At 52.3% G+C, this 25,060-nt stretch carries 25 protein-coding genes; 16 read left to right on the forward strand and 9 right to left on the reverse strand.

Going from position 1 to position 25,060, the window contains the following annotated elements:
• Positions 1 to 182: 182 nt before the first annotated feature.
• Together ACYVRB_RS10635 and ACYVRB_RS10640 are read right to left on the reverse strand one after the other, a co-directional pair.
• Positions 183 to 740, reverse strand: coding sequence for a PASTA domain-containing protein (locus ACYVRB_RS10635; protein ID WP_461215310.1), 558 nt, complete (start codon positions 738 to 740; stop codon positions 183 to 185).
• 89 nt (positions 741 to 829) lie between these two features.
• On the reverse strand, positions 830 to 1,822 hold the full coding sequence (locus ACYVRB_RS10640) for a LysM peptidoglycan-binding domain-containing protein (RefSeq protein ID WP_461215311.1): 993 nt from the start codon (positions 1,820 to 1,822) through the stop codon (positions 830 to 832).
• 763 nt (positions 1,823 to 2,585) lie between these two features.
• Here ACYVRB_RS10640 and ACYVRB_RS10645 point away from each other — a divergent pair.
• Positions 2,586 to 3,251, forward strand: coding sequence for a sugar transferase (locus ACYVRB_RS10645; RefSeq protein WP_461215356.1), 666 nt, complete (start codon positions 2,586 to 2,588; stop codon positions 3,249 to 3,251).
• A gap of 128 nt (positions 3,252 to 3,379) precedes the next feature.
• A complete protein-coding gene (locus ACYVRB_RS10650; protein ID WP_461215312.1) occupies positions 3,380 to 4,468 on the forward strand; it encodes an LCP family glycopolymer transferase in 1,089 nt (362 codons plus the stop codon).
• Positions 4,469 to 4,525: 57 nt separating this feature from the next.
• Here the strand turns inward: ACYVRB_RS10650 and ACYVRB_RS10655 are convergent, their stop codons facing one another.
• From ACYVRB_RS10655 to ACYVRB_RS10665, 3 genes are all read right to left on the reverse strand, one after another.
• Positions 4,526 to 5,647, reverse strand: coding sequence for a glycosyltransferase family 4 protein (locus ACYVRB_RS10655; protein ID WP_461215313.1), 1,122 nt, complete (start codon positions 5,645 to 5,647; stop codon positions 4,526 to 4,528).
• A gap of 116 nt (positions 5,648 to 5,763) precedes the next feature.
• Positions 5,764 to 6,519 carry a CpsD/CapB family tyrosine-protein kinase gene (locus ACYVRB_RS10660; RefSeq protein ID WP_461215314.1) on the reverse strand — a complete coding sequence of 252 codons (756 nt, stop codon included), beginning with the start codon at positions 6,517 to 6,519 and terminating at the stop codon, positions 5,764 to 5,766.
• The gene (locus ACYVRB_RS10665; protein WP_461215316.1) at positions 6,519 to 7,280 is read right to left on the reverse strand and encodes a YveK family protein; all 762 of its coding nucleotides are present in this window, start codon (positions 7,278 to 7,280) and stop codon (positions 6,519 to 6,521) included. Before ACYVRB_RS10665 ends, ACYVRB_RS10660 begins: the two co-directional genes overlap by 1 nt.
• A 365-nt stretch (positions 7,281 to 7,645) precedes the next feature.
• Between ACYVRB_RS10665 and ACYVRB_RS10670 the strand changes: the two genes are divergently transcribed.
• From ACYVRB_RS10670 to ACYVRB_RS10710, 9 genes are all read left to right on the forward strand, one after another.
• Complete coding sequence (locus ACYVRB_RS10670) at positions 7,646 to 8,752, forward strand: glycosyltransferase (RefSeq protein WP_461215317.1); 1,107 nt, start codon at positions 7,646 to 7,648, stop codon at positions 8,750 to 8,752.
• Between the two features lie 35 nt (positions 8,753 to 8,787).
• Complete coding sequence (locus ACYVRB_RS10675; RefSeq protein WP_461215318.1) at positions 8,788 to 9,753, forward strand: glycosyltransferase; 966 nt, start codon at positions 8,788 to 8,790, stop codon at positions 9,751 to 9,753.
• Between the two features lie 12 nt (positions 9,754 to 9,765).
• The gene (locus ACYVRB_RS10680; RefSeq protein WP_461215320.1) at positions 9,766 to 10,809 is read left to right on the forward strand and encodes a glycosyltransferase family 2 protein; all 1,044 of its coding nucleotides are present in this window, start codon (positions 9,766 to 9,768) and stop codon (positions 10,807 to 10,809) included.
• Between the two features lie 76 nt (positions 10,810 to 10,885).
• Positions 10,886 to 11,947, forward strand: coding sequence for a glycosyltransferase (locus tag ACYVRB_RS10685; protein ID WP_461215357.1), 1,062 nt, complete (start codon positions 10,886 to 10,888; stop codon positions 11,945 to 11,947).
• A 12-nt stretch (positions 11,948 to 11,959) separates the two neighbouring features.
• Positions 11,960 to 12,760 (forward strand): glycosyltransferase, encoded by an 801-nt coding sequence (locus ACYVRB_RS10690; RefSeq protein ID WP_461215321.1) that lies wholly within the window; start codon positions 11,960 to 11,962, stop codon positions 12,758 to 12,760.
• 48 nt (positions 12,761 to 12,808) lie between these two features.
• On the forward strand, positions 12,809 to 13,921 hold the full coding sequence (locus tag ACYVRB_RS10695; RefSeq protein ID WP_461215323.1) for an EpsG family protein: 1,113 nt from the start codon (positions 12,809 to 12,811) through the stop codon (positions 13,919 to 13,921).
• Between the two features lie 129 nt (positions 13,922 to 14,050).
• A complete protein-coding gene (locus ACYVRB_RS10700) occupies positions 14,051 to 15,601 on the forward strand; it encodes a lipopolysaccharide biosynthesis protein (RefSeq protein WP_461215324.1) in 1,551 nt (516 codons plus the stop codon).
• A gap of 44 nt (positions 15,602 to 15,645) precedes the next feature.
• A complete protein-coding gene (locus ACYVRB_RS10705; protein ID WP_461215359.1) occupies positions 15,646 to 16,614 on the forward strand; it encodes a glycosyltransferase family 2 protein in 969 nt (322 codons plus the stop codon).
• A gap of 37 nt (positions 16,615 to 16,651) precedes the next feature.
• Positions 16,652 to 17,251 carry a hypothetical protein gene (locus ACYVRB_RS10710; protein ID WP_461215325.1) on the forward strand — a complete coding sequence of 200 codons (600 nt, stop codon included), beginning with the start codon at positions 16,652 to 16,654 and terminating at the stop codon, positions 17,249 to 17,251.
• Between the two features lie 72 nt (positions 17,252 to 17,323).
• On the opposite strand, the gene ACYVRB_RS10715 is transcribed toward ACYVRB_RS10710, so the two are convergent.
• A complete protein-coding gene (locus ACYVRB_RS10715; protein WP_461215326.1) occupies positions 17,324 to 18,118 on the reverse strand; it encodes an SGNH/GDSL hydrolase family protein in 795 nt (264 codons plus the stop codon).
• Between the two features lie 136 nt (positions 18,119 to 18,254).
• Here ACYVRB_RS10715 and galU point away from each other — a divergent pair, with 136 nt between their 5' ends.
• On the forward strand, positions 18,255 to 19,160 hold the full coding sequence (galU, locus tag ACYVRB_RS10720; protein WP_461215327.1) for a UTP--glucose-1-phosphate uridylyltransferase GalU: 906 nt from the start codon (positions 18,255 to 18,257) through the stop codon (positions 19,158 to 19,160).
• A 21-nt stretch (positions 19,161 to 19,181) separates the two neighbouring features.
• Here the strand turns inward: galU and ACYVRB_RS10725 are convergent, their stop codons facing one another.
• A complete protein-coding gene (locus ACYVRB_RS10725; RefSeq protein WP_461215329.1) occupies positions 19,182 to 19,652 on the reverse strand; it encodes a DUF3658 domain-containing protein in 471 nt (156 codons plus the stop codon).
• Positions 19,628 to 19,930 (reverse strand): hypothetical protein, encoded by a 303-nt coding sequence (locus ACYVRB_RS10730; RefSeq protein ID WP_461215330.1) that lies wholly within the window; start codon positions 19,928 to 19,930, stop codon positions 19,628 to 19,630. Before ACYVRB_RS10730 ends, ACYVRB_RS10725 begins: the two co-directional genes overlap by 25 nt.
• A gap of 370 nt (positions 19,931 to 20,300) precedes the next feature.
• Between ACYVRB_RS10730 and ACYVRB_RS10735 the strand changes: the two genes are divergently transcribed.
• Positions 20,301 to 20,774: a hypothetical protein gene (locus tag ACYVRB_RS10735; RefSeq protein ID WP_461215332.1), complete on the forward strand. Its 474-nt coding sequence runs from the start codon at positions 20,301 to 20,303 to the stop codon at positions 20,772 to 20,774.
• 296 nt (positions 20,775 to 21,070) lie between these two features.
• Here ACYVRB_RS10735 and ACYVRB_RS10740 read toward each other — a convergent pair whose 3' ends face one another.
• Positions 21,071 to 21,871, reverse strand: a complete 801-nt coding sequence (locus ACYVRB_RS10740) for an aldose epimerase family protein (protein ID WP_461215333.1) — start codon at positions 21,869 to 21,871, stop codon at positions 21,071 to 21,073.
• Positions 21,872 to 22,008: 137 nt separating this feature from the next.
• Between ACYVRB_RS10740 and ACYVRB_RS10745 the strand changes: the two genes are divergently transcribed.
• The 3 genes from ACYVRB_RS10745 to ACYVRB_RS10755 all read left to right on the forward strand — a co-directional run bounded on the left by ACYVRB_RS10745 (position 22,009) and on the right by ACYVRB_RS10755 (position 25,036).
• Complete coding sequence (locus tag ACYVRB_RS10745; protein WP_461215334.1) at positions 22,009 to 22,575, forward strand: restriction endonuclease; 567 nt, start codon at positions 22,009 to 22,011, stop codon at positions 22,573 to 22,575.
• Positions 22,576 to 22,944: 369 nt separating this feature from the next.
• Positions 22,945 to 23,763 carry an apurinic/apyrimidinic endonuclease family protein gene (locus tag ACYVRB_RS10750; RefSeq protein WP_461215335.1) on the forward strand — a complete coding sequence of 273 codons (819 nt, stop codon included), beginning with the start codon at positions 22,945 to 22,947 and terminating at the stop codon, positions 23,761 to 23,763.
• A gap of 172 nt (positions 23,764 to 23,935) precedes the next feature.
• Positions 23,936 to 25,036, forward strand: coding sequence for a glycosyltransferase (locus ACYVRB_RS10755; protein ID WP_461215336.1), 1,101 nt, complete (start codon positions 23,936 to 23,938; stop codon positions 25,034 to 25,036).
• The last annotated feature ends 24 nt before the right edge of the window (positions 25,037 to 25,060 follow it).

Here is a 25,060-nt window from a genome sequence, read left to right on the forward strand (position 1 = left end):
CTAGCTTTTGGTTTCGACGCTTAGAGCATAGCATGGGTAGCTTTGTAGGTGTCCTTTTAATTTGTCATTTTAAAAAGGGCCTACACTCTCGGCGTTGGATTTCTCCAACACCAGAAAGTGTAGACCCAAAAAAAGGATCTATCACCTAATCGTGATGGATCCTTTTTTGTGGCCGAACCAGTTTAGTCCGCTTGTTCGGGATGCTTTTTGCGTCTTGGTAGTTTGCCGGCGAGTTTGGTGGCCTGACCGGACACGGCACCGCCCAGCTTAGCTACTTGCTGCCGGCGGGCGGCTTGCTTATCGGCTTTTGCCTGTTGCTGGGCGGCACGCAGGTTTTGGCTGGTGGCGATCACGGCATCGTCGGCGTAACTGATCCGCACAAAAGTGGTGGGCGAGACTTTTCGGTCCGCTTTGGGCGTCATCGCCAGCACAACGTTGGGTTGAACTGATGCCAAAGTCGCGGCAGGCACGACGCGGATGACGGAATACTGCAGCTGATAAACCTGCAGGACCCGCTCGGCTTCAAGCAACGGCAGGCCGACGAGGTTAGGCATCTTGAAGTCATCGCGATGCTTGTCGATGTGGGCGTCGACCATTTTGGTGGTTTCATTCACGATCCCTGGAACGACCTTGTTGACGGTGTTTGCGACTGAATCAACGCTGTTGAGCACGTGGCCAAAAACGCCGAGGCTTTTGTTGCCAAGCGCGGACCACTTACCGGTTTTGATAGGCTTAGTCATCGTCGTTACCCCCTTATACTTCTAGCATAACCCTTTTCACCTCGCCAAAACAAAAAAGCCTTCCACAAAGGAAGACTTTGATTGCTTGTTTACTTCACAACCGAAACGGTCGCGGAGAGGATTCCGGCAGACGGAATCGCGTTGTTTGGCATCGCAACGTCAAGTTGATGGCTGTTGCTTTGGGCAAACGAGCCGGTGTCGTTAACGGTCCGGTACAAGACTTGGCCGTTAGACATGGCGATCTTCAACTGGGTACCCTTAGGGAAGACGCTGAGGTTGGCGGCAACCCCACCATAGCCGAGGCTGGAACCCATGGCAGCTGGATCGTAGAAGGAAATCTTGAACGTGCCGGCGCTGGTAGCAGTCGTGCTCGTGGTTTGTTGGGTCTGCTGCGTCGACTGTTGGGTCGTTGCAGTTTGTTGCTTAGGTGCGGTGTAAGCTGGCTTTTGGGCAGCTTGTTGTTGAACCGGGGCAGCTTGCTTAGGTGCGGTGTAAGCTGGCTTTTGGGTCGCTTGTTGCTGAACCGGTGCGGCTTGCTTTGGTGCGGCCTGTTGTTGAACCGGTGCAGCTTGCTTTTGAACGGGCTGTTGCACGGTTGTTTGCTGGGTCGTAGTCTGAGCGGCAGCGGCGGTGCCGGTAAGCTTCAAGACTTGGCCAACGCGAAGAACGTTGGCGTTAGAAAGGTTGTTGTAAGCAACCAAGTTAGCAACTCTGACGTTCACACTTTTGGCGATCGCACCGAGCGTATCACCGGATTTAACGGTGTATGTGGTAGCAGTTGGATTGGCAACAACTGGGGTGGTAACCGGCGTCGTCTTCACAGCCGCTTCAGCTTTCAACTTTAATTGTTGGCCAATTAAAATGAAGTTTTGATCTTTAATGCTGTTTGCATTTACCAAGTTCGCAACCGAAGTGTCGTTAGCAGATGCGATTGCCGAAAGGGTATCACCGGATTTAACGGTGTATTTTGCAGACTGAGTAGTGGTAGCCGCGTCTACTTGGTTGCTGGAAACGGATACTGCACCTGCGGAGAGTGCCAGTGCCGCTGAGAATAACCATACGAGATGTGCTTTTTTAATCATAATCACTCCTATAAATGTCTGGATTGCTTGTCAACAGTGAATAGTATAGGGCGTCAAGGTTGCAACCAGACTTCAGCCATGTCACAAAATCCGGCCATTTTGCATTATTGTCATCTGATGGTCACATTCGCACGTTATGTCATGATGTTACAAACGCCGAGTTTTCGCAATAATCGGATTATATTCCGTTATTAAATCTGTGCTCGATGCCGGCGTGACGCGGCTCGTGCCGGTTGCGAGCCGGTAATTTTGGCGGCTGGGCGCCCAATCGAGACGCTGAATAAGCCTGGTAAGGGAATAGATTGAAAAACAATTTAGGATAAACCGTTCCCAATGTTTTGATAACGCGTGGTGTTTTAGTATAATCGTTAACAGACGGGAATATAAGAGGAGAGATTTTATCCGGCGTGAATAGATTTGCGCGTTCGTCGCAAGCCTACCTGATTGCCCGCCGTCGATAATCAGGGTGACCTTGCTTGTAACGCAATGACGTGGGGTCGCGCTGGTTGCGACGATAATAAGTGACCACGCATGTTATATCTGTAACGCCGGTTCCTACTCTAATGAAGCAAAACGCGTGTCTTTGTAACATTAACGTACAAAGTTGAATACTGTGCGCCAATCAACTAAAATGAATTGCAGATGCCCATATCGTACTGAGCACCATTTTGTGTGCTTGCAGTCGGAAAATCAGGATATGGTGGACAATAAATGAGGATACGATGGTCCAATGAATAAAAAATCGTGGGGGGAAGTTGAACAAATGGAAACGACAAGCAGTTTACAAAAAAAACGGGCAATCGCTTCACCAGAGAACCTTTCACCCGTGTATCTGGCAACGAAACGCGCTTTTGACTGTATTGCTAGTGCTGCTGGATTAGTTATTTTAGCAATACCCTTTGCAATTATCGGGTTATTAATTAAACTCGACGATCCGAATGGCCCTGTTTTTTATTCCCAGACTCGTGTCGGCCGGGATGGGAAAGAATTTCGGATGTGGAAATTTCGTTCAATGGTTGCCAACGCTGACCAGATGGTCGACCAGTTGTGGCAACAAAACGAGACGACAGGCGCGATGTTCAAAATTAAAGATGATCCCAGAGTGACGCGTATCGGCCGCTTCATTCGCCGGTATAGCTTGGATGAATTCCCGCAACTATACAATGTCTTGCGAGGCGATATGAGTGTTGTGGGGCCGCGGCCGCCTTTGCCGAGTGAAGTTGCTGAATACTCTGATTATGATATGCAACGGTTGACGGTGACGCCTGGCGCGACCGGGCTATGGCAAGTCAGCGGACGCAGCAATATTGGTTTCGACGAAATGGTCCAACTGGATATTGAATATATCAATACCGCATGCATTTATAAGGATCTATGGATTATTCTCAAGACGTTCGTTGTCTTGGTCAAGCCCAACGGCGCCTACTAAAGCTACATATTGAGCGTTCATTACAGATGACGCTTCAATGACAAGGCAGATGTTTTCTCGCTCAGTGCCGACACCTGTTAGCGTTTTTGTTATAATGGGAGTTGTCATTACTTGGGAGGAGAATACATATGCCAGAAGATCCGCAACTGCATCATACGCATCGCCATCATCACCATCATCATCATGGCAAGCGGCATCCGGTTTTGAAGACGGTGATCGCGATCGTGCTTGTGCTGGTCGTCGCAATCGGTGGCTACGGCTATTATTTGTATGCCAATGTCCACAACACGGTGAAGAAGACTTATTCACCGCTGAAAACCAAAACCGCCAACGATAGCGATTTGAAGTACAAAAAACCGATTTCCATTGCCTTGTTGGGGACGGATACCGGCGATCTTGGCCGAACCGAAAAGCGTGGCCGAACCGATACCATCATCATCATCACGCTGAACCCGACCGTCAAGAAGACCACCATGACCTCGATTCCGCGAGACACCATGGCGCAGATGATTGGGGAAGACGGCGTACAGATTCAAAAGATCAACGCCGCGTATAACTTCGGTGGTGCCGATATGGCGGTCAACTCGATCTCCAGTCTCATCAACGTTCCAATCAACTATTACGCCCTCATCAACATGGGTGGCTTGACCAAGGTCGTCGATGCAGTCGGCGGGGTCGACGTTACCCCGACGCTGAGCTTTACCATCGACGGTTACAGCTTCAAGAAGGGTCAAAAGACCCACATGGATGGTAACCGCGCGCTGGCTTATACCCGGATGCGCTATGACGATCCGAACAACGATTATGGGCGGCAAGACCGACAGCGGCAGGTCATCATGTCGATCCTAAAGGCCGCACCGTCGTTCAAGTCGCTCAGCAACTTCAAGAAACTGTTGAACTCGGTTGAAGGCAACTTGCGCACCAACCTGAGTTTTAACGACATGGTGGCGATCTTCAGTAACTACCGAGACGCGTCTGCCAATGTCAAAGAAGACCACTTGCAAGGTGTCGGCGCGACGATCTTAGGTGCCTCTTACCAGATTGCTTCCACCAAGGAATTGCAACGCGTCTCCAACGAGATCCGCAACAACCTCGGCTTGGGTAAGGAGAAGATCTCCAACCAAGAGACGAAGCAAAATGCGTTGAACCCGAACTTCTCGTGGGATGGCACCAACAGCAGCACCACGTATACGGTTCACAGCGACAACGCGAACTAACAAACAAACGTCCCAAGCAAACCGCAATCGGTTTGCTTGGGACGTTTTTGGTTGGCGTTAGTTGAACACTTCCGCAGCCCTGGCGGCCACGGCCTCCCAGGAATAGGTCTTGGCAATCGTGTCTGCGCGGGCTTCGGCACGCTGTAGATAGGTCGGGTCGGTGAGAATGGTGATGATCTTGGCGCTCAGGTCTGCCGCCTCGGTGTGTTGATCCGCCGCGCTGGTGAGGGTCAAGCCGCTGCCTTCTTGGACAAAATACGGCATTTCGAAGCGGTCGCGGCCGATGATCGGCATTCCGGCGGCCATCGCCTCGACAAAGACGATCCCAAAGGCTTCAAAGCGTGATGGCATCACGAACACGCTGGCTTGTTGCATCAGCTTGGCCACGGTTAGGCTGTCGACATCACCGAGGAAGTCGATCCCGGCGATGCCTTCGATTTCTTTTGGTGGCCGTGCAGGGCCGGCGATGATCAGCTTCAGGTCGGGGATGGTCTGGCGCGCCTTGGCGAAGGCCGCCACGACGACATCGCCACCTTTGCGGATGAAGTCGCGACCGACAAACAACAGCTCATGGTCATGGCGTTGCTTGAGATGTGAAAGAATCGGCGTGTTAATGCCAGCTCCAACGTAATGGATCTTGAAGTCGCTGTGCTGGCGCGTGAATTGTTCTAGCCAGTGCGACATCGACAAAATCGTGGTGCCAGCCTGATAGATCTGGGCTTGGTATTGTTTCGCAGAGGCGATGTCTTTGTCGCCGGCGTAAGTGAACTCGCTGTATGCAAAGATATCGGGTTGTTGTTGCTTCAAGTAATCGACCGCCAACCAGATAGTGTCGTGGTAGCAGAAGTTGTGGTTGGGTCGGCCGGTGGTGGTATCACCGACTTGAACCGATAAATCGTTGGTTATTTTCGCTGCGTATAGCCGATCCAAACGGGACAGATAATAATGACCGTGATCGAAGTATCGTGGGTGCCGGCGAAAGATCGTCTTGTTCAGGATCCGATTGCTCAGTTGTAGGCATCGGAGATCCAGTGGTAGCTGCTTCGTCACATCAATGCGGTGAACGTCGAAAGTTGCCGCCAAAGCGCGATATAAGCCGTAGGTCGACCCCGACCAAGTGGCTTGTTCGTTGGTTGGATCCCATTCCGCAATGTAGTCGATCGTTAATTGTTTTCCCAAAATTTCATCCTGACCTTATCCCAGTAGTATGTTTATAATCATGATTATATCGTCATATAACGATGATTACCATTAAAAGGTAATAAAAAAAGCCCCATGAAGGGACTTTTTTTACGCTATTTTTCTTTAACTTCACTGCCGTAATAACCATAACCATAGCCATAACCATAATAACCACGCTCTTCGGCGGGGATCCGGTTTTGCACGACGCCGATGATGTTGGCATCGACGTTGTCCAGCATCGATTTGGCTTCCATGACCGCAGCTTTTTGGGCAATCCCAAATGGTACGACCAAGATGGTGGCGTCACACTTCGATGCGATAATCTGCGCGTCGGTAACCGAACCGACCGGCGGGGCGTCGAAGATCACCATATCGAAGTGGGCAGTCAGGTCTTCGATCAGCTTCGTCATCCGGTGAGAGCTGAGCAGTTCAGACGGGTTAGGCGGTACCGGACCCGTCGGCAAAACAGACAGGTTTTCGACGGAAGTTGAAATAATGTAATCTTGTGCCGGCAGACGGTCTGCTTTTTCCGTCAACAGGTTGACCAAGCCTTTGTCGTTAGACATCGAGAAGGTCGCATGGACGGTCGGACGACGGGTATCTGCATCTAGTAACAGCGTGCGCAGCCCTTGGTTGGCGAACGTGACGGCGACGTTGGCGGAAACCGTCGACTTCCCTTCAGACACCCCAGAAGAGGTAATGACCAACGATTTGATTTGTTTGTCAGCGTTGGAGAACAAGATGTTCGTCCGCAGCGTCTTGAATTGTTCTGAAATCGTGGACTTCGGCTTGTAAACAGTGATCAAGCCGACGCCGTGTTGCATGGATTGGTCGTCTTGCTTGTTAGCCTTGCGGTTGAACAGTGACATTAGCGAAGCCCTCCTTCACGGTCGCGACGGGAACGGGTGGCCCGGGCGGACCGTGCTTCCCCGAAACGCATATCCTTTTGGCCGATATCGGTGATGGAGCCCAGCAATGGCAAGCCGACAACATCGGTAATGAATGATGGGTCCTTGACGGTCTTATCCGTTAATTCACGAATGAAGGCGAGCAAAACGCCGATGACTAAGCCGGCCAAAGCGCCAATGGCCAAGTTGATCATTGCGCGTGGGGAAACTTGATGCTTGTTGAGTTTCCCGGTCGAAACGATCGACACGTTCTTGGCGTTGGACATAATCTTGGTGATCTTGCGTTGGAAAACCTTGGTCACAACGTTGACGATGTCGCGCGCGACGTAAGGACTCGTCGCTTCAGCCGTCACGTTGACGACCTGTGAGTTTTCGTTGTTTGAAATGGTCAATGCCGCTTCCAGATCGGCAGCGGAACCGTTGAACTTACCTGATTCATTGAGTTCTTTGGCAGCCTCATCCAGGATAACCGGTTTGGTAATAATATCCTTGTATGTATTGATCATCTGCAAGTCGGTTTGGACTTGGTTGTACTGTTGCGCAGCATCGTTGGTCTTTTGATTGACCAAGATCATTGATGATGAATCATACTTAGGCGTCATCGCGAAGTAGGTTACGCCTGCTGCAATGATGATGCCACCCAGTGTCAGTGCAATGATCATGGTCAGATGCTTCTTCAAGGTCCTGAATACTTGACCCAGGCTGATTACGTCGTCTTCCATGGGGCCTCCTAGTGAAAGTGGTTGCTATTGGTTCTGTGAGTAACAAAACTACTTAATTTTACCATATTTCAAATTTGAAACTAGTCCTAATATTCGAGTAAAGTTTGCATTTATGTTTCAAATGCCGCCGTTGAGTTGGTTTTGCGGATGGTTGCGCCTACATGGGACGGGACAGCGTGCAAGTCCGCTGGGACGATTGCATAAAGACAGGCAATCGTGTAATCTTATGTTTTGGTAGACCTAAGCCTTATCCGGTTAATGGCCGTAACGAAGCTGTTATGAGCCACATCTAATAGGAAGAAAATTGTTAGCTCACCGATTTCTAACAATTTGGCTTAGCTCGTAATGAGTCGATGGGGGTTGTGATGGCAAGAATTGTGATTGTGGGCATGAGCGCGAATCCTGGTGGCGTTGAGACCTACTTAATGAATTTTATGCAGACGATGGTGGCCGACAATGACCTGACGTTCGTCAATATCGCACCAGAAGAACCGTTAGCCTATGCTGATCAAATCAACGCCGCAGGGGCACACATCTTTGCGGCGAGTGGCCAGTATTCGTTAGCAAGTTATGTCGGGCGCACCCGGCAGGCACATAAGATCCTGGTGCACTTACACGCCGATATTGTGTATGTGAATGCCTTGACCACCAACTTCGCCTATTGGGTGCGCGCCGCCAATCAAATTGGCGCCAAAAGCGTCTTTCATTCCCATAATGATGCCGCCGTATATTCCAGTCGCGTGAAGAAACTGGTGGCGACGCTGATCAAGCCGGCCAATCAGCGGGTCCTTGCCGGTTGCGTCCAGTTGGCGGCGTCCATGCCAGCCGCCAACTATATGTTTGGGCCCAACCAGCACGCCACAATGATCTATAACGCCATCGCCCCTGAGCATTGGCGGTTTCAAGCAGAGACGCGCCAGAAAATGCGCGCTGAGTTAGGGTTGGCGGCCGAGGCGAAGGTCATCATTGTGGTGGCCCGGATGCATCCTCAGAAGAACTATCCTAAAATTCTAAACATCATGGCCAAGGTGCGTCAACGCGATCCGAATGCCCGGTTGCTCGTGGTTGGCGATGGCGATGAGCGGGCGGCTGTTGACAAGCAAATCGATGCCTTGCACTTGCGCCCAGTTGTTAAGGTGTTGGGGCAGCGTCATGACGTGCCGGCGTTGATGGCAGCAAGCGATGTGCTGTTAATCCCTTCCATATATGAAGGATTACCGTTTATTGTTGTCGAGGCGCAAGGGGCCGGATTGCCGGTGCTCGCAAGTGCCGGCGTCGTTCCAGAGGCAGCTAATGTTACCGGTGAAATCAGCCAGACAGCGCTTGTTGAAGATGATGACGTCTGGGCGCAAAACGTGCTGACATTAGCCGGCAAGGCGTGCGATCGCCAGAAGATGAATGCCCAGATCGCCCGCTCGCCGTTTGCGCTGGCGGCGTATGAACGCCAGATTCGGGATATTTTTCAGTTCTAAAGATTGGTTAGGTGGGCTAGAAAGGATCGTTTACGATGAGCGCGGAGTACCTGTTAAGTGTGATTGTTCCGATTTATAATGTCGAAAATGTGCTCACCCCGTTAGTTCAGCAGTTGGTTGCCTTCGGTCAAAACGGGGGCGTGGAACTGGTGTTTGTTGACGATGGCGCGACGGATCGTTCTGCTGACAAGGTCGCGTCGCTGATCGCCCCGGCTCCGTATGCGCGGTTGGTGCACCAAGCCAACGCCGGCTTGAGCGCCGCGCGCAATCATGGCCTCCAGCTCGCGACTGGCGAGTATGTTTGGTTCGTCGATAGTGATGATCTGCTCAACGAGAAGTTGTTGCCGGCCTTGCTCGCCACCCTCAAGGATCAGCAGCCTGATCTGCTTCAATTCGGCTTTATGCCGTTTGCCGATTCAGCGACTTTCCCGGCAAGCACACTCGCCTGGAGTCAGGCAACTGGTGCTGAATTGTTTGCCGAGCTGGCGGAGAACCATCTGCAAAATTACGCCTGGGCACACATTGCGCTGCGGCGCTTGTATGAGGAAGCTGATGTGCGGTTCCCGGTTGGCTTACAGTTCGAAGATATGGCGACGACGTACAAGCTTTTCTTGGCCAGCCGCGATGCCCGCGTCACCGCTGCACCGGTGTATGGCTATCGCCAACGAGCCGGTTCGATCGTTCAGGTCGTCTCGGAGCAGTCGATGCACGACTTGTGGACGATCGCCGGCATGATCACCAAGGAGACCGCAACCATCGCTGATCGCCAACACGTCAGTCAATTGTGTGAGATGGCCCAGCTGATTGCTTTGGGCCGGACAATGGAAGGCACTGAGTCGCCTGGGGTTAAGAAGTTACGCCACCAGATCATCCACGCCTATTGTCACACGCACTGGGAACATCAAGGCGTTGCGCGCTTAAAAACGCGTCTGCGGAAACTGTTGATGATTTTTCAGGTCTATGTGCCAATCAGCCGTCACCGGTTGCAAGCGAGACCGTGAAACGGAGGAATTATGCTTTTTTCAATCATCACTGGCACTCATAATAATGCGGCAACGATCGATCGGGCAATCCAGTCTGTCGTCAAGCAGACAGAGGTGAGCTGGGAACTGATCGTGGTCAACGACGGTTCTACCGACGACACCGCGGCGCGCGTTCAGCGGTGGACGCGCGTTGATGCGCGCATCGTGCTTCTCGATCAACCTGCCAGTGGGGTTTCCGCTGCTCGAAATCATGCGCTGCAGGTCGCCCAAGGGGATTATGTCTTGTTCCTAGACGCAGATGATTGGTTTGAACCGGATAGTTTGAAGCAACTTGCGCCAGTTCTGGCCGCCCAGAACGCCGACATCTTGATTTTTAATTGTTATGACGCCACGAGTGAGTCCCAGCATCAGCGGTCGCTTGCCTTTAGCGAAGAAGCAGACTGGACGCGGCCTGAGGAACTGGCACGCATTAATCGCTACTGCGCCACTCAGCATGGTGAAACCTGGGATGTGTGGTATGGTAATTTACATAATGTTTGGGGACGGTGTTTCCGGCGGCAATTGATCGAACAGTTTGCCGTGCGCTTTGATGAGCAGTTAACGGTTTCTGAAGATTGGGCATTCAATCTCAACCTCTTCCCGCATGCGCGGAAGGTGTCAATTCGAGATGTTTACTTGTATAATTATTTCAATAACGTCCATTCTGTGATGCATCAGTATCAGTGGCCGGGACATCAACAATTTATGGTGAGCTATCATCATTTGGCGGCGGTGATCCAGCAACTCGACGCGACCGATGATATCTTGCCGTATGTCGCGGTCGACCAATTGCGCGAAGAGTTCCGCTTGATCGCCAAGGCGGGATTAGGCCCATTACGAGGGACGCGTGCGGTTTTTGCCATCTTGGTTTCACCAGAGTGTCAATGGGTGGTGAAGACTGTCGATCATCAGCGCTTGCGCCGGCATGATCGGGTGATCTATGGTCTGTTGCAGCGCCGTCGAGCGGGCTGGGTTTGGCTGATTTATTATTATCAAATGTGTGTCAAACCGCGGATCACGGTACATCGACATTGACAGCGCGAGTTGGTCAGGCAATGGGTGCGATCGCCATTGCTGGCCACATTAAGGAGGAGTTCTTAGCTTGATTGTTGTGCATTTAGGTGAATATGTGTCTGGTGGGGTGGCAACGTATCTGCAAACGCTGATCGCCGAGCAGATCGCCGATCCCAAAATTGATAAGATCTATTTGTTGATGAGCAAGCATAAGTCTCAGAAATTGGCCTTCACCTCAGACAAGGTTCAAGTGGTCTCATACGACTACCGCCGTAACCTGCGCGGGCTGGTTCAGCTCTTAATGTTGTGGCGTCGGATCGTCGCATGGCATCCCGATGTCGTGCATCTGCATTCGAGCTTCGCCGGCCTGATCCGAATCCGTTATCTGCTGTCACGCCCAAGGATCCGGCATCAGATCAGAATCATCTACTGCGCCCATGGGTGGGCATTTGCCCGCGAGGTCAGCAGCTGGAAGCGGCGCGTGTATGTGTGGCTTGAGCGGTGCTTGGCTTTTCGCGGCGTCCGGATCATCAATATCTCCAACAACGAACAGGAAATCGCGGTCGCCAATGGTTTCGATCCGCAGCAGATGACGGTGATCGACAACGCCATTAGTTATCGACCCAGCGTTCGGAATAAGGTGCCACATGCCGGCAAGAACTTCTTGTTTGTTGGGCGCTTCGATCGCCAAAAAGGGCTTGACGTGTTACTTGACGCGGCGGCCTTGGTCGGCTCAGGGATCCAGTTCAAGGTGATCGGCGCTCCGGTATTAGACGATGAAGCGGTGGCCAATGCCTACCCAGATAATGTGACATTGCTTGGGTGGCGCAACGCCGAAGGGGTCGTCAAAGCGTACGATGACGTTGATGCGCTGATCATTCCATCACGCTGGGAAGGCTTTGGATTGGTCGCGTTAGAAGCGATGGCGCAGCACACCGCCGTGATTGCCAGCCGCGTTGGGGGCTTGCAAGATATTGTGGTCGATGGTGAAACCGGACTTTTTTTCCAATCTGAAGACGCCAAGGCGTTGGCGACGATTCTGGAAACGGTCACCACCGAAGCGCTTGCCCAGATGGGTGAACAAGGTTATGAACGCTTGGCCGCGCATTACAATCCGCAGCAGATGGAACAAGCAGTCTATGCATTATATGCAAAGTAGGAGGGGGACACAGTGGTTAAGGTCTCGGTGCTGATGTCAACGAAAGATCCGCAACCAGCCCAGTATCAGCGGGCGGTGCAGTCGTTGATCGCGCAAACTGAAACAGATTGGGAGCTCATCTTGATCGATGATGCTTCCCAGCCGCAGGCGGCCAAGCTAATTGCCAAAGTCGCGGCGATGGATCCGCGTATCCATTTGTACGTCAACACGAACAGTCACGGTTTAGCGGCGGCGCTTAATCGTGCGCTTAGGCATGCCCAAGGCGCCTATCTCGCGCGCATGGATGACGACGATCAGTCGTTGCCTGAGCGCTTTGCGGTGCAACTGCAGTTTCTTGATCGCCATCCGGAGTTGGCGTTTGTTGGCAGCAATGTCACCAAGTTCGGGGTCACCGAAGACGACGGCATGATCAAATTACCACAGCGGCCACAGGCCAAAGACTTTTTGTGGAATTCGCCTTATATCCACCCAAGTGTGATGTTTCGCCAAGAGGCTTTGCGCCAAGTTGGCGGGTATCGCACCGTCAAAGCCGCGCGGCGAGCAGAAGACTACGACCTGTTCATGCGGATGTATCAGCAAGGGCTTAACGGTGCGAATATTCAGACGCCGTTGTTACGCTATTTCATTGATGTTGCCAGCATGAAGAAAAAACGGCTGTACCGGTACCGAATCGATGAATTCAATATTCGCCGGACGTATTTCAAAAAGTTGCGCCTGCCGTGGTATCGCGTGTTGTTTGAAATCAAGCCGCTGGTGGTGGGGCTGATCCCGCATAACCTGATTTATGCCGCACATGCGCGAATCAAGCGTTGAGTTTTGGTTGGTGTTGCGAATGACAAGATGACGTAGGAGCTGTATGGGTTGATTATCTATATTATTTTATTAGTTGGGTCCGCGGCTTTCGCGATGTCCTATATGAGTACTGGTGATTCTGAAGTAGCGATCGAACCAATTCGCCGCCTGCTCGGCATCCTGTTTATGGTGGCACTGATTGGGCTATACATCTGGCGAGGCGTAACTGTCGGGACCGATTACCCGATGTATAATATGTTTCTTTCTCAGCCTTCGACTTATCTGACCGGGGTGGGCGTGGAGTCAGGTTATGTCTGGTTGTATCACATCGCGGCAGTCAAGCAGTGGCCGTTGTTCGTGACAGTGGCGTCGTTTATAATGACGTATCTTGGCTTATACATATTTGCGTTACGCACGAAGACCTCGACGCCGATGTTTTTGAGCATGACGGTCTTGACCTTTGTGTATCTATCAAGTTTCAATTTAGTGCGCCAGATGGCCGCCATGGGGATCTGTTTCATCGGGTTGGCATTGTTCACCAATGACGACACGACGAAGCTGTTTAAACGGCGCTTCGTGTGGCATTATGTGCTTTATGCTGTTTTTGTTGGGATCGCGATGAAATTTCACTCGAGTGCGATCATTGCGCTGGCGTTGCCATTGTGTCTATTTATCAAACCCAAAGCCTGGATGGCTTGGGGCGGACTGTTCTTGACCCTGATCGGCTTCTTATTCCAGATGGGCAATCGGTTGGTGCCGGTGATTTCCCGCTTCTTCCCGCATTATTTGGCAAAATATTCAGGGGACATGTCTGCGTTTTTGGAGACCGGGTCCAAAGGGCTGATCGCGTTCATCCCCATTTTGATCCAGTTCATCATTCTCATTGCCATTATGCATTATGATAAAAAGTTCGTTGCGGATCATCAGTGGCTGACCGCGTTATATTTGGTTTATCTGGTCTGGTTCATGATGGCCGGCAACCAGGCCGCCATCCGGGCCCAGGACTACTGGTTCCCTTCTGTGGTGTATTTCTTCGGGCGCTATATCCAAGCCGGACGGGCGCCTATCGCACGCCTGTCGCCCAACTTCATGAAGCTGTTTATCATCGTCTTCTTCTTGTTATATACAGTTTTGCGGATCGTGACCAACAATTCGGGGATTTATCCGTATGTTTTCCGTTAGGACAACGTCTTTGGACCGTCGTGCCCAGTGAGACTATGGCCAACCGCCATGGTTAGTGGTCAAGCGCTGGCAGGCAGGATCGACGAATGAGACATTGGTACCAGAATGAGTTGTGCAAGGAGATCGAGTATGAAGCAACCCCTGAATCGAACAAAAGCGGCATCCCTTAACGCTGCGACGATGATGATCACGCAGACGATCGGATTGTTGTTGAAATTTGCTGTGCAAACAGCATTCATTCATGAATTCAGTCAATCCTACCTGGGCTTGAATGGCCTTTTTGCGAATGTGCTGAGTTTTCTGAGCTTTGCCGATCTCGGTATCGGGACCGCCATTACGATGGCCTTATACAAACCAATCGCAGACGGCAACATTCCAGAGCTGCAGGCGCTGATGCGCGTCTTCCGCAAGGCCTATCGGTACATCAGTATCGCAGTCATCGTTGCTGCTGTCGTTTTGGCACCATTTATTCACTTTTTTATTAAAGATTCGGTTTTTTCCGGGGTCCAGATCGCCGTTTGGTTCTTGCTATACGCCGTTTCGATGGTTGCCACATATTTCAGCGCGCATAAGCGTTCCTACATCATGGCGACGCAAAATGGTTACCTGAATACGTTGAACGACTTCACGTTCAAGTCGATCCAACAGATCAGTCAGTTCATCATCATCTTCGTCTTTCATTCATTCACCGGGTTCCTGGTGATCCAAGGTCTGATGGCGGTCGTCAGCAACTGGCAGTTGTCGCATATGACAGATCGGCGGTATCCCGAAGTGTTCAAAGCCGAGCCTGCCGACTATGCCTTGACCGCTGAGGTGAAAGGCGGGATCAAGCGCAATGTCATTGGCGCGTTGGCCAGCAAGATCGCCGAGATCGTCGTGCTTGGGTCAGATAACTTGCTGCTGTCTGCCTTTATTGGATTGGTTTCTGTCGCCAAATATTCAAATTATATGTTGATCGTTCAAGCGGTCAACTCCCTGATCCAACAAGTTCTTGGCGCCTTCATTGCCAGTATCGGGAATCTGCATGTGACGACTTCAGTTAAGTGGCAAGAAACGGTCATCTATCGGTTGCAGTATTTGAATGCCTTCATGAATCTGTTTGTCACAGTGGGGTTGGCCTTTGGGATGAATATTTTCATCAACATGTGGGCGGGGCCTAAGTACCTGCTTTCGCCACTGGTGATGATCGTCATTGTGATGAACTTTTCGATCACCCAGTCGCGGTACACGTCGTTGAACTTCATTTCCGGTATGGGTCTCTACTGGGAAACGCGCAATAAAGCCATTATTGAGTCCGTCATTAACCTTGTGCTGTCGCTGGGATTCATCTTGATCGCACATTTAGGCGTTTTAGGGGTCGTCTTAGGGACGCTCTGCAGCAATCTGATCATCAATGTGGTCTGGGACCCGTGGATCGTTTTTCACAACGGCCTGCATCTGTCGATCCGGCCCTATATGATTCGATACGCGTTTTATCAGGTTTTCATCACGCTTTGCGGGATCGCCGCCATGAAGTTAGGCCAGCATTTTAGTGGGATCAGTTTTGCCGAGTTGATCCTCGGTCTCGTCGTAATCGAGATCGTCGCTTTGGCGTTGTTTGTTTTGGCAACGATGCACACGCGTGAGTTCAAATACAGTGTTGGCATGGTCAACAAACAGCTCCAACGGTTTAAGCATTAACAAAATAGGAATTGAGGTAGGCGTTTTTGCTAGTATCGATCATTGTGCCTGTTTATAATGTTGAGCACTTCCTACCACGGTGCTTGGATAGTGTCTTGGCGCAGACACACCGTGAAATCGAAGTTGTTGTTGTCAATGATGGGTCGAGCGACCAGAGTTTATCAATTTGCAACCAATATGCGATCAAGGATCAACGCGTGCGAGTCGTCGATAAGCCCAATGGCGGATTATCCGACGCGCGTAATGCCGGGATTGCACACGCCACAGGGGACTATCTGGCTTTTGTCGATGGCGATGATTACCTGTCGCCTGATTTTATTGCCAAATTGCTGGTGCCGTTTCAACGGCCGGAGACTCAAGTCAGCGTCTGTGCGTTTTATCTCACGACGCAGGCATGGCAAGATTACGAGATCTGCCACGTCAAACCCGATCGCCTGATCTCAGGGCGAGACTTGATCGCGGAAATGTTACGGCGTGAAGATGGCGGCCATTATGTGATCGCTTGTAATAAGCTGTACCGGCAAGATGTGTTTGCCACGGTACGCTACGATGTCGGGCGCCATTACGAAGACGATTTCATCAGCGCACGGTTATTTTATGATCTCGATGCCATCACCGTCATTGATGAGCCGCTGTATCATTATGTGCAGCGTGATGGCAGCATTATGCAGAGTGCCTTAACTGATACTAAGGCGGCTGATTATGTGGATCTGTGTCTGGAAAAAATTGCGTTTTTCACCCAAAGGCAAGATCAGGCGCTCGTGATCGCCGCCAAACAGAAGCTTCTTTATTGGGCAGTCGATGAGGCGACGCGCTCTGCCCAGTCCTTATCGCCACAAATGAAGCAGCGCATTCAGCAGACCTATCGCCAGCTTTACACACGAGCGCTTTGTCGTGGTGATTTACGGTTTCAAGTGTTAGGATTTATGGGAAATGTGGATCTTCGTACGATCAGGGCATTTCGAAGCTTGGTCCAGCCGTTTAAGCGGCTTGTCGGGGCCTTGCGGCATTGAACGCTTTGCCTGTGACGATGTGAAAAGGAGACGTGACATGAACCATCCATTAACGACTAAAGCGGATCTGCGATACTACCTGGCATGCGATCGCGCCGCGCTGGCCAAAGCCGCGGCCAAACCCAATCATCGCTTTGGCGAGCGGATCTGGCGCTTTGAGGTCTTGTTGCGGCACACCGAGTTCTGGTACGCCAAGCGCCAAGAAAGTCTCTGGGCGAAGCTGCATTATTTTTATTACAAGTGGCACTTCAACCGCCGAAGCATCCGGTATGGCTTGGAGATCCCGTTGAACGTGATCAGGGAAGGGTTGGTGATCTGGCACTTGCAGAAGATCATCATCAACGAAAACGCGACGATCGGGAAGAACCTGTCACTGTCTGCCGGCGTCACGATCGGCCAGGCGCATGACGTGATTCCTGAAATCGGGGACAACGTCGAGCTCACTATCGACAGCAAGGTCCTCGGCGTCAAGGTCTGTGACCACGTCACGGTCGGCGCCGGAGCGGTGGTCGTCAAAGATATCACAGAACCGTACACGGTTTGGGCCGGCGTGCCTGCACGCAAGTTGTCCAACCATTATCCAGAAGCCAACCTGGCGCGTGAAGCGCGGGTGGCTGCCGTTAACAAGCCGCAATAAAACGCAAAAACCGCCGGTGCCACCAACTCTTTTCAAGTTGGCGGCACCGGCGGTTTTGCATTGTAATCAAGCTTATTGATAAAGTTGATCAAGTTGCTTTTCGACTAGCTTGGCGATTGCCTTGTTGCCGGCATCGTTAGGATGGTAGCCATCGCCGGTACCGGTCCAGCTCGTATCACCTTGCTGGGAGATGTTTTTAGGATTCTCCCAAACTTTAGAGATGTCGACCACCGGCACTGCGGCTTTCTTACCGACGCTCTTGATGACCTTGTCATAGGCCGCACTGGTTTCGGTTTGCCAAGTCGTCAACAAGATGATCTTGGTGTTGGGCAGGTCGTCTTGTAACTTGGCTACCAAGCCAGCGAGATTGGTCTTGAATGTGACCGAGCGGGCATAATCCGCATTGTTGGGGTCTTGTTCATTAGTGCCCAGTTCGATGGTGATCAGATCTGGATTCATCGCCACGATGCTGTCGTAGTTAGGGGTGGCAATGCTGGCGATGGTGCCGCCGGCTTGCCAGTAGCCGTCAAGCGTAGGCTTGAAGCCCAGGTCGTTTTTCAGATAGCGCGTAATCTCGTATTGATAAGCGCGGTCTTCTTTGGTGGTATAGTCGCCAGCGGCTAGACTGTCACCAAGTGCGACGTATTTGAAGCGTTTTCCTTGCTTGGCTGTCTTGCTAGATGATGCTTTGTGGTCGGTGGTGCTGGTGGTTGCCGTGGAACTGGTGGCTTGCTTGGCGACCAGCGATGCGTGTGACGCCTCTTGCTCGCGCAAAATGTCAGCTTGGTGTTGCCGGCCTAAGAAAACGATGGCGACAACCGCGATGATTGCCACCAAAGTGCCGGCAACGAATCCGAATTTTTTCATTGAATGATTCCCCCGAGGCTTGATACCTCAATCATACCAGAAATTCGTGAAAAATTGGGCTATTTTAGGCCAATTCTTACCATGCTAAGGCGCTTTCTAGTATAATGGAAGTAATCATCTGAGGAGGAATAAGACATTGAAAGTACGCAAAGCGGTAATTCCAGCTGCCGGCCTCGGCACCCGTTTCCTGCCGGCGACTAAAGCACTCGCTAAGGAAATGTTACCGATTGTCGATAAGCCGACGATTCAGTTCATCGTTGAAGAAGCCAAGGCTTCCGGCATCGAAGACATTTTGATCGTGGAAGGCAAGTCCAAGCGCTCGATCGAAGACCACTTCGACTCCGCGCCTGAATTGGAACAAAACCTCGAATCCAAGGGCAAGACCAAGCTGTTGAAGCTGGTCCATGAAACCACCGATATCGGGGTCAACTTGTTCTTCGTGCGGCAGCCTTATCCTAACGGTTTGGGAGATGCGGTGCGCTTGGCCAAGTCCTTCATCGCCGACGAACCGTTCGTGGTCATGCTTGGCGACGACTTGATGCAAGACAAGGTCCCACTGACACAACAGTTGATCGATGCGTACAATCAGACACATGCCTCCATTCTCGCCGTTAAGAAGGTTCCCCACGACGAAGTGTCTGCGTATGGGGTCATCGATCCAGAATCAGAAGTGCAACCAGGTCTTTTCAACGTGAAAAAATTCGTCGAAAAGCCTGCCGTGGAAGATGCACCTTCTGACTTGGCGATCATCGGTCGCTACCTGCTGACGCCTGAGATCTTCGATATCTTGGACAACCAAAAGCCGGGCAAGGGCAACGAGATCCAGCTGACTGACGCCATCGATAAGCTGAACCAGACCCAGCGCGTTTTCGCCCATGAGTTCACAGGCGAACGCTTCGATGTTGGCAATAAGTTCGGTTTCGTCCAAACCACGATCGAATATGGCCTGACGCATCCCGAAGTCAAAGACCAATTGCGGCCTTACATCTTGAACCTCGCCGAGAAACTCAAAGGCGAAACCAAGAAGCCAGCCGCTAAATAAACAAAGCAAAGCCGCCTATGATTATGGGCGGTTTTTGTTTGCACTTAAGGCGTCGATTCGCGCATCCCACCACCAGTCCGGCACCCCAACTGGGTAGTCGCCCATCAGCATTCCAATCAGGTGGACCCGTTGGGGGAACGTCTTGGGTACTGTTGACATGTGTTCGCGCAGCGCCCAGTCGTGGAAGCTTGCAGGCACACTGAGCAGCTGGCCGTTGACCGCCACTCGCAGCGCGCTGTTGGTATCGATCAACGCTTGCCAACCATACCGATACCCGCGCAAGTCAGCTTGCGTCAGCGGAGTGGTGGTCGCCGCCAGTTCCGGCAGCCAGTCGGGATCGATGCCGCCCAAACCAGAAATCGTGTACAGCTCGCCGTTGGCACCGGTGGTGTGGCGCGGCAGGGCGGTTGAGATGTGGACCTGAGTCCATGTGATCGTGGTTTCTGCCAGCTGTGTCGCCAGCCAAGTCAGACCGATGACGTCGTCTGGCACATCGGTCCACACCACAGACGCAACGCGGCACCGGCCGCCACCGCTAGCTGGAACGCTGCCAGGCTTTGAGCGTCGGTTTGCGCGACCGCGTCTGCCGTGATGCTTCGGGGCCTGCCCAAATCAAAGTGGACGGCCTTGAATGCATAAAAGTCGCTCGACGTGCCGCTCAGCCGGCGCAGATCACCAAATTGCAGATCCGGCGGCAACGCGATCACATCTCGCTCGCCGTAATTGCGTAGTGTCGCGGCGAAGCTGGAGTTAAAGGTCAGCTCGATCATCAGAATCCTCCTTTAGATAACGACACGGTGACAAGGTTAGTGGCCCACGTTGGCGTCAGATTGCCAACAAAAATGGTTGCTGCTCAGTTTTGCCGATAATTTTCATGCATATTTTCAGCCACAGATAGTACAGTATTTTGATACAAGAAAAACAGCAAGCGGTTACTTGAAGTATTGTTCATAAGGTTTCAAAAGCGAGCAAAATGCTTTGTAAGCCTTGCCATTATTGGAGTTTCATGAAAAATTCAATTTTTTCAGGAAACCGGTCAACAAACACTAGACAAATTTAAAAAAGCGTGTATGATACATAAATGTAGAAGAGATGTAATACAGAAGACACAATGACATTCACACAGGGGGATACACCAAAATGAAGAAGCTTACTGCAATCTTGTCCATTATCGCTGTCGCTGCGTTCGTCGCACTGGCAAGTTTCGTCACCGTTTCAGCTAACGGCGGCAAGACCGGCGATGCGGCTGCTCAAATCGCAAACGATGATTTCTATTCACAATCTGCGTACGTTCATATCACGAGCAGCGGTCAGCAATCTGGCCCTGATACGCTGAGCTTTGTCGGCGTGAGCGACCAGACGACCCAAGTTCGTGTCGCTGATCTGTTCAACACCGATGCCCCGCTGATGAAGGTCAATTACACGCTTAAGGGTCAACAACTTGTCATCGACAAGAGTGACCTGCCAGCCGGTGTCTCCAGCTACACCGTTGACATTCAAGACGGTGCCAACCACGTTACCGCTACCGAAGTGAAGAACGGCCAAACCCGCACCCGCGTCGGTTATGCGATCAACAAGTACAGCGAAGTTCTCGCAACCACCCAAATCAACTAATTAATTCACCAGCACCCTTGGGCTTCTGCGGAAGCCTGAGGGTGTTTTTTTCAACATGGGTATATATTAAAAGGCCACCATTTCTGATAAGAGATGGTGGCCTTTTAAATCTGGCGAAATGGCTGTTGCAACTGGGATTACGCTGCTCTGTGGTTGCGCTGCCCGATCCGCCTAACTGCGTGCCTCTCCGCTTTATTCATAGTCAAGCTGCGAGGCGCAACGCGGGTGCGGCTAGCTACGCAATTGCACTCGGGGCCAAACCCACCCCAAGCACAATCGCTAGGCTACCCGACCCACTAACTGCGCGCCTCTCCGCTCTGTAGAATTACCGTCGTCGTCTGCTCGTACGGGTGCTCGCTGTCGATTTGAATGCTTTGATCGTCAGCCGTTACCAGCGGGCGGAGGCCGACGGCGGCGTGGGGATGGCCTTGGATGCCGTTGAAGTTGGTCGTTGTGTCGATATGATCATAAGTCGATACTGTTAGTCCCGCTGCGTCCGTGGACAGGGTGAGCTGCCAGTCTTCGTCTTCAAGCCGCGCTTGGGTCGTTGTTGTGGTTTGCGGTTGCGGGGATGCCGTGACCCCGTCGATGGTCAGCTTTTGATGGTCGATCGTGCGCGCCGGGTCGCCGGTAAGCATGTAGGCCAGGTTTTGTGCCGGGCGGATCGCCATCGGGGTGTCGCTTTGGATGAGCAGGTGCTGTTGCCAGCAGTTGTCATCATCCAGCGTGTGGGTAATCGTGACTTGTTGCGTGCCGGGGCGACCATCGGCGGCTTCCGGCAAAGTCAGCGTCATGGTGACGGCGTTGTCGCCAACCGTCGCGTCCCAGTTCCAATTCTGCCAGTCCGCGCGCTCGTGGTTGGCGTAGTCTGGTCCCAGCAAGGCGCCATAAGGTTCCGGTTGGTTGAGATAATCTTGAATGGTGACAAAGCCGACGATCAAGTTTGGGTCGAAGGCGTCGGCGTTAGGGAGGCGCAATTGTTGCACCCGCGCGCCAAAGGTGATCAGCCGCACCGCCATCTGATTTGAATTGACCAGGCTATACTGGGTGATGGGTTCTCCTTGGATCCGCGCAAAAAGTTTTGATTCTACTGACATGCAACCGCTTCCTCTCATTAATACTTTTAGCGTACCGAATTTTTGCCCGAGAATCAATCTATTTTGGGTCAAAAGCCCTAGGCATCGGTGTAAATCTTCTGTTACGCTTGAGACATAAGAATAAAAGGGGAAACGACATGATTCATTCATTATTACACCGCGCCTATTGGGCATTGACGGCCGGGTTTGTCGTCGCGCTGGGGTATTCGTTTTGGCTACGCGGTTTCTGCGACAGGACTTGGAAAAATCACCTGGATCCGGCGGCTTTCATCCTGATCAGCTTGTGGGTGGTGGTCAACGCCATTTGGATCTACCGGCATCATTTTCAATATCGCGACTTGCAGATGGAGTCTGTCGACGCGATGGAAGGCGAAGAGTTCGAACACTTCTGCGGCTATTTGTTGCGCCGCAACGGCTACAAGCGCGTGCAGGTCACGCAGGCCAGCGGCGACCAAGGCATCGACATCATCGCCACGAAAAAAGGAAAAACGTGCGGATTTCAGTGCAAGCGGTATACTGGTTTCGTGGGCAATAAGGCCGTGCAGGAGGTCTGGACCGGCCATAACTTCTACAAACTAGATGAAGCCGCCGTCATTACCAACAGCGAGTTTTCCGACTCCGCCCAAGAACTGGCAGACGATCTTGGTGTCCGCCTGATCGACCGCACTCGGCTAAGACGGATGATGAAGAGGTTACCAAGTTAACCAGAGCGAAGCAAAGCGGTTTTAGTGCTGTGTATAAGGAAGCTTGGGTGCGTACCGGCAGCGCCGGTGCGTGACCAAGATTCCTTATACGCAAGCACGTTGCTTTGTGTAGCTCGACGAGAAAACCCAGAGCGAAGCAAAGCGGTTTTAGCGGATCGGGTAGCCTAGCCATTTAGGTCGGGGCCAAGCCCAGAACGGTTTGCCACATACTTATCGTTCCGGATAACTTACAAAGTAGGTACTCATCTCACTCACCGACGCCCTGCCCGCACCGTTCCAGCCGTTTTCCGCCGCAGCGGCCCCCAGCCGCGCTTTACCGGATCCCAAGCACAACCCAAACACAATACAAACAAGAAAGTAGGTGGTGTCATGCAACTTGGATTGAAAGCCAGTACCAATGAAGAACAGATCGATAATCGTCTGCAGCACCACCCAGACGTGTTCGAATTCCACATGACCGAAGCCGACTTCACGCCGGCCGGTTGGGCGCATTTTGAACAGATGGTCGCGAAGGTCCAGGCCGTCGTCCCGCATGTGGTGTTCCATCACCCGATGAAATGGCGCGGCCTGCGCATGGAGTTGTGCGTCAACAAGCTGGCGTATCCCGGACTGTATGATTTCCTGATGAACAGCTCCAAGCAACTGATCAGCTATGCGCAACAAGTGGGGGCAGTGGCCTTGATCCACGGCGGCTACGGCCTGCATCCCGGCGAACACAATTTCGCTGACGATTGGCCGGATCTCGCCACGGCGCAAAAAGTCGTGCTCGGGCGCATGACCGAGTTCACCGCCAGTGCGCCAGACAATGTCGTTTTTGAAAACAGCCTGTTGCCGGTGTTTGCATACGGTGACCCAGCGTTTGAAGACCAGATCTTGCAACTGCAACTGCCGCTGGCCTACGACGTCAGCCACGCGTTCATCTACTGCCACGGCGACAACAACAAGCTGATTGCGTCGATGCGGCACCTGCGGCCATTCGTTCGCCATTATCACTTGGTGGATTCGCTGGGGCAGCGCCACGACAGCTTGGTTCTAGGCCAAGGCGCGATCAACTGGAAGCGGGTCATCCACGCCATGAACAGTAATGCCACGTCGATCTACGAGATCAACCTCGCCGATCAGTGGGACTGCCAAGAGATGCTGGCCAGCGCGTGGTATCTGGATGGCCTGATCAACCAACAAGAATAGGGCATATCGCCGATTCAAACGAGCAACCAACGAGCCAACGACGGCCGGTGGGTGCTCGTTTTTTGCTGTCGATGAATATGCTGAATGCTAGTGATTTGACAATTAGATACCTAACAGATAGAATACTAACTATACACAAAAGATAGATCACTAACAATCAGGAGGGATTCGTATGCGGGTATTAATGACATTGGAAAACGTTGAGATGGATGGCGTCAAACGCGCCTCGACTGTGTTAGGCAACGCGATGGCGGCCCATCCAGAGATTGAATTGTGGTATTATTCGCTGGCAGAAACCGCCCCTTTTTTTGAACTCGACGCGCCGCTGCTCGTGGCCAAGCCCGCGGCTTCAGGAGACTGTGCGAATTTCTTCGGGGCCCATCCCTATCAGGTCTATCGCGACCAGATCGCCGATCTCATCACCCAGATCAACGCCCGTGACATCGACACCGTGATCTTGCCTGCGGGGTTGTTGACGAGTTTTGCCCCGTTGCTCAAGGCCAACTGCCCGAGCGCACGCTTGGTTGGCTGGATGCACAACAACTTCAATACTTATATGAACGACTATTATGGGCACATGCAGGCGGAATTCATCGCGGGCTTGCGGGCCGTCGACGAGCTGGTCGTGTTGACCGACGCAGACCGCAATGCCTATTCGTGCTACAATCCCAACATCACCAAGATCTACAATCCGCTGTCGCTCATCCCGGCCCAGTCGGATCTCAGCCAGAAAACCATCGCCTTCACCGGCCGCATCGCGATCCAACACAAAGGCATCGACTTGTTGCTGGAAGCCGCTCAGACGCTGACGCCGGGCTGGCAGATCGCCATCGCCGGCGACGGCACCCCGGAAGACGTCGCTGAGTTCCAAACCCTGCAGGATGAGCTTGGCGTCCGCGATAAGATCGTGTACCGTGGCGCGCTTAAAGATGAAGCTCTCAGCGAACACTACCGCAACGCGTCAATTTTTGTCTCGACCTCGCGCTGGGAAGGGATGCCGCTGGTGATCGGGGAGGCTATGGCGGCGGGGCTACCGATCGTGGCCATGAGCAACACCGGCTCCGATGAATTCTTGCAGCGCGGCCGCTACGGCTTCTTGACGGCGCCGGCCGACGTGGCTGATTTCAGCCGCCACCTGAACATGATGTGTGAAGAAGCGGCTGTGCGCGAACACTTCGCCAAGCGCGCCAAGCAACGTGCCCGCGCCTTTTCTCGCGAGCAGATCGTCAACGCCTGGCTACCGCTGCTTGAACCTGCCCAAGCGACTGCCTAAAAGGCCTACTATCCAGCGGCAACT

Source organism: Lacticaseibacillus boliensis, from assembly GCF_054784775.1.

Coding starts and splice junctions, on each gene's coding strand:
- ACYVRB_RS10730 (WP_461215330.1), bottom strand. CDS start 19,930: ATGATCGAGCTGACCTTTAACTCCAGCTTCGCCGCGACACTACGCAAT.
- ACYVRB_RS10640 (WP_461215311.1), bottom strand. CDS start 1,822: ATGATTAAAAAAGCACATCTCGTATGGTTATTCTCAGCGGCACTGGCA.
- ACYVRB_RS10680 (WP_461215320.1), top strand. CDS start 9,766: ATGCTTTTTTCAATCATCACTGGCACTCATAATAATGCGGCAACGATC.
- ACYVRB_RS10740 (WP_461215333.1), bottom strand. CDS start 21,871: ATGTCAGTAGAATCAAAACTTTTTGCGCGGATCCAAGGAGAACCCATC.
- ACYVRB_RS10755 (WP_461215336.1), top strand. CDS start 23,936: ATGCGGGTATTAATGACATTGGAAAACGTTGAGATGGATGGCGTCAAA.
- ACYVRB_RS10635 (WP_461215310.1), bottom strand. CDS start 740: ATGACTAAGCCTATCAAAACCGGTAAGTGGTCCGCGCTTGGCAACAAA.
- ACYVRB_RS10665 (WP_461215316.1), bottom strand. CDS start 7,280: ATGGAAGACGACGTAATCAGCCTGGGTCAAGTATTCAGGACCTTGAAG.
- ACYVRB_RS10650 (WP_461215312.1), top strand. CDS start 3,380: ATGCCAGAAGATCCGCAACTGCATCATACGCATCGCCATCATCACCAT.
- ACYVRB_RS10670 (WP_461215317.1), top strand. CDS start 7,646: ATGGCAAGAATTGTGATTGTGGGCATGAGCGCGAATCCTGGTGGCGTT.
- ACYVRB_RS10715 (WP_461215326.1), bottom strand. CDS start 18,118: ATGAAAAAATTCGGATTCGTTGCCGGCACTTTGGTGGCAATCATCGCG.
- ACYVRB_RS10745 (WP_461215334.1), top strand. CDS start 22,009: ATGATTCATTCATTATTACACCGCGCCTATTGGGCATTGACGGCCGGG.
- ACYVRB_RS10660 (WP_461215314.1), bottom strand. CDS start 6,519: ATGTCACTGTTCAACCGCAAGGCTAACAAGCAAGACGACCAATCCATG.
- ACYVRB_RS10735 (WP_461215332.1), top strand. CDS start 20,301: ATGAAGAAGCTTACTGCAATCTTGTCCATTATCGCTGTCGCTGCGTTC.
- ACYVRB_RS10645 (WP_461215356.1), top strand. CDS start 2,586: ATGGAAACGACAAGCAGTTTACAAAAAAAACGGGCAATCGCTTCACCA.
- ACYVRB_RS10700 (WP_461215324.1), top strand. CDS start 14,051: ATGAAGCAACCCCTGAATCGAACAAAAGCGGCATCCCTTAACGCTGCG.
- ACYVRB_RS10675 (WP_461215318.1), top strand. CDS start 8,788: ATGAGCGCGGAGTACCTGTTAAGTGTGATTGTTCCGATTTATAATGTC.
- ACYVRB_RS10710 (WP_461215325.1), top strand. CDS start 16,652: ATGAACCATCCATTAACGACTAAAGCGGATCTGCGATACTACCTGGCA.
- ACYVRB_RS10750 (WP_461215335.1), top strand. CDS start 22,945: ATGCAACTTGGATTGAAAGCCAGTACCAATGAAGAACAGATCGATAAT.